The organism is Actinomycetota bacterium (assembly GCA_005774595.1).
Lineage (GTDB): Bacteria > Actinomycetota > Coriobacteriia > Anaerosomatales > D1FN1-002 > D1FN1-002.
Map to the genome: position 1 here is coordinate 1 of VAUM01000208.1, position 3512 is coordinate 3512.

The following is a 3512-nucleotide window of genomic DNA, read 5'->3' on the forward strand; positions in this document are numbered from 1 at the left end:
GGCGCAAGGAGTCGGTCTGGCTCACACCGATGATCTCGGAGGACCTCGCGGCCTTCGGCGGGTCGCTCGAGCAGCGGCTGTGGCGCGGCGGGCTGCCCCCGTTCTTCCTCCAGGATCCGGTGGACGCCGACGCCGACTGCGCCGAGTGGCTGAGCTCATACTGGGCGCGCGACGTGCAGGAGCTCTTCCGCATCCAGCAGCGGGCTGCGTTCGTGAGGTTCGTGGAGCTCGTGCTCGCGCGCAGCGGCGGGATGTTCGAGGCCACGGCGTTCGCGGAGGCCTGCGAGGTGAGCCGCACCACCATCGCGAACCACCTGGAGGCGCTCGCGGTGACCGGTGTCGCGAGCATCGTCCCGCCGTTCTCCACCCGGCGGACCACGGAGATCGTCTCGGCGCCGAAGGTCTACGGCTTCGATACCGGTTTCGTACGGTGGGCGTCCGGGTGGCGCGAGGCGCGCGACGAGGACCTCGGCAGGCTCTGGGAGCACTACGTGCTGAACGAGATCCAGGCGCGCCTGCCGGACGTCGAGGTGCGCTACTGGCGAGCGAAGAAGGGCCCCGAGCTGGACTTCGTGCTCATCAGACGCGGCCGGGCCCCCGTCGCGGTCGAGTGCAAGTGGCGGTCGCGCAACGCCGGCGACCTCGCGGGACTGCGCGCTTTCCGCCGTCGCTACTCCGAGGGCGCCGACTTCGTCGTCTGCGCCGACCTTGACGCGCCGTTCCCTCGCTCGGTCGGTGAGCGTACCGTGCTGTTCACGGGGCTTGCGGGCCTGCGTGCGCACTTCGACGAGGAGCGCCCGTGATCGAGTTCATCGACTGGTTCTTCGACCTGCTGCTCGTGGCCGTGCGCGACCACGCGTACCTCATCGCGTTCGTCTTCCCGATCATCGAGAACACGTTCATCCTCGGCAGCTTCGTGCCCGGCGACCTGCTCGTGGCTGCCGCTGCGTTCACCGCCGTCACCACGCCGGACGGCCCGAGTGTGCTCGTGGTGTGGCTGCTCGCGTTCGCGGGCACGCTCATCGGCGCCAACATCTCGTACGTCATCGGCGTGCGCGGTGGCCGGCCGATGTTCGAGGCGATCGCGTCGCGCTGGGGCCGCATCGAGGAGACCTACGAAGCGGCCGAGACGTTCTTCGAGCGCCACGGGAACAAGTCGGTCTTCTTCGCGCGCTACATCGCCGTGTTCAAGAACATCACGCCGACGCTCGCCGGCGCCGGCCGCATGCGCTTCGTCGTCTTCGAGGCGTGGACGGTGCTCGGCGCGGCGACGTACGTGTCGCTCATGGTCGGCATAGGCGCGCTGCTCGGCGAATACTACGAGGTCGGCGTGCGCATCGTGACCGCGTTCAGCTGGTTCGGCCTGCTGCTCGCGGTGGCCGTCATCGCGTTCCTGCTGTGGGGCAAGCGGCGCTACACGCGTCGCAAGCTCGCCGAGCTGGGCGCCGAGCGCGAACTCGAGATGATAGCCGAGTCACTCGAGCTCGATGCGCCTGACGATGCCGACGCGCCGCAGTGACGTCCTCGCGGCGCTTCGCGAGGCGGGCTCGGCGGGCGTCTCTGGCGAGGCGGTCGCGGCGCGGCTCGGCGTGAGCCGCGTAGCAGTCCGCAAGCACGTCGTGGCGCTATGCGCGGCGGGCTACGAGATCGAGGCGGTCCCCGGGTCCGGATACCGGCTGCTCGCCGTGCCCGACCTGCCGCTGCCCGACGAGGTCGCGCCGTTGCTCGAGGACCCCGCGCGTTGGGGCCTGCGAGGCGGCGGGCCGACCGGCTCGACGAACGACGACGCGAAGGTGCTCGCGCGCGCGGGCGCGCACGACGGCACGGTGGTGCTCGCGTCCGAGCAGACCGGGGGTCGCGGGCGGCTCGGGCGCACCTGGTCCTCGCCACTCGGCGGGGTCTACCTGTCGGCCGTGCTGCGCCCGCCGCTCGCCGTCCACGAGTCGCCGCCGCTCGCGCTCGCGTGCGCGCTCGGCGTCGCTCTCGGGCTCGAGCGGCTCGGCGCCGCACCCGCGCTCAAGTGGCCGAACGATGTCCTGCTCGGCGAAGGCAAGCTCGCCGGCCTGCTACTCGAGGTCTCGGCGGAGTCCGACGCGCTCGAGTGGGCGGTCGTCGGTGCCGGGATCAACGTGCGCCCGCCCGTAGGGGGCGCGCGCGAACCGGGCGCCGCGTACCTCGCCGACGCGCTCGATCCCGCCCCGCGCCTCGGGGCGGTGGCCGCGGCCGTTCTCGACGGCATCGCCGAGGCGTGCGCGCCGCTCGAGGCGGGCGAGGGCTTCGCACCCGTGCGCGATGCGTACTCGCGGCGGCTCGCCACCGCGGGGGCGGACGTGGCCGTGCGCGACCGGGCCGGCGCGGTGGTGGCCGAAGGCGTCGCTCGCGGGGTGGACGAGTGGGGTAGGCTTCTCGTGGAAGGTGCGCAGGGTGTGACGGCGATCGTCGCCGGCGAGGTCACCTTGCGCGCGTGACGCGACCGGAAGGCCTCGCAAGTGGACCGCGGGCTTGCGCCGCGTGGCATCGGAGCGCTGCTCGACGGCGCGATAGACCTGTACCGCCGCGGGTGGAAGCCGCTGGCGGCCGCGTCGCTGATCGTCGCCGGGCCCGCCGCGCTCGTCGTGAGCATCGCGCAGGTGTTCTACATGCGCGGATACCTCGAGTTCCTGCCCACCATCAGGGACTGGCGCAGTGGGATCGACCCCGAGTCGTTCCGCCAGCTCATGCTCCCGTCGACGCTTTCGTCCACGGTCTCGCCGCTCTACTGGCTCGCCACCATGTTCGTCGCGGCGTGCGTGTACGCCTCGGCCCCGGCGCTGCAGGCGGGCGAGACGCTCACCCTGCGCGGCGTCTTCCGCGCCGGCCGCGGCCGCTACGTGCACCTGCTGGGCGTCAGCGTCCTCTCGCTCATGGCGGTCGAGGCCACGTACATCGTCTCGGCGCTGGCCGGGATGATCCCGGTGATCGTGTTCGCGCTGCTGTCGCCCCTGACGATGTGGGTGACGATCCCGCTGTACGTCGTGCTGCTGCTCGTGCCCGCGCCGTACGTGGCGTGCCGCCTCGCGCTCGCGCCGTCGGTCACGGTGCTCGAGGGCGCCGGCGTGGTCGATTCGATCCGGCGCTCGTGGCGCCTGACCGCGCACCGGTGGGGCCGCGTGCTCGGCTTCTTCATCTGCTTCTCGCTCATCAGCTTCGCCGTGCAGGGCGCGCTCAACTCGCCGGCGGCGGTCCGCCAGCTCGTCGACAGCATCCGCGACCCGCAGGCCGTCTTCCGCGAGCTGTCGTGGGGCTGGAAGGCGTTCGAGGGCCTGCTGTCCGCGACGTCCGTTTCGCTCGCGCTGCCGTTCACGCATCTGGCCTGGTACGGGCTGTATGTCGACACTCGTGCGCGCGCCGAGGGCATGGACCTGCTCGCGCGGGCCCGTGCTCTCGTCGCGGCGAGGGGGACTGAGGCGGCGTGAGGCACCGCGCGACGGTCGGTGCAGCGGCACTCGCCGCGCTCGTGCTCGCAGTCACGC

General features: G+C 72.2%; 4 protein-coding genes. All 4 read left to right on the top strand.

Annotated features, from left to right (window positions below):
• Positions 1-803 (top strand): DUF4143 domain-containing protein (locus tag FDZ70_07955; protein TLM73018.1); only part of this gene is annotated, 803 nt, incomplete at its 5' end.
• Positions 800-1519, top strand: a complete 720-nt coding sequence (locus tag FDZ70_07960) for a DedA family protein (protein ID TLM73019.1) — start codon at positions 800-802, stop codon at positions 1517-1519. The genes FDZ70_07955 and FDZ70_07960, both read left to right, overlap by 4 nt.
• A complete protein-coding gene (locus tag FDZ70_07965) occupies positions 1488-2468 on the top strand; it encodes a biotin--[acetyl-CoA-carboxylase] ligase (protein TLM73020.1) in 981 nt (326 codons plus the stop codon). Before FDZ70_07960 ends, FDZ70_07965 begins: the two co-directional genes overlap by 32 nt.
• A gap of 21 nt (positions 2469-2489) precedes the next feature.
• A complete protein-coding gene (locus FDZ70_07970) occupies positions 2490-3455 on the top strand; it encodes a hypothetical protein (GenBank protein ID TLM73021.1) in 966 nt (321 codons plus the stop codon).
• The last annotated feature ends 57 nt before the right edge of the window (positions 3456-3512 follow it).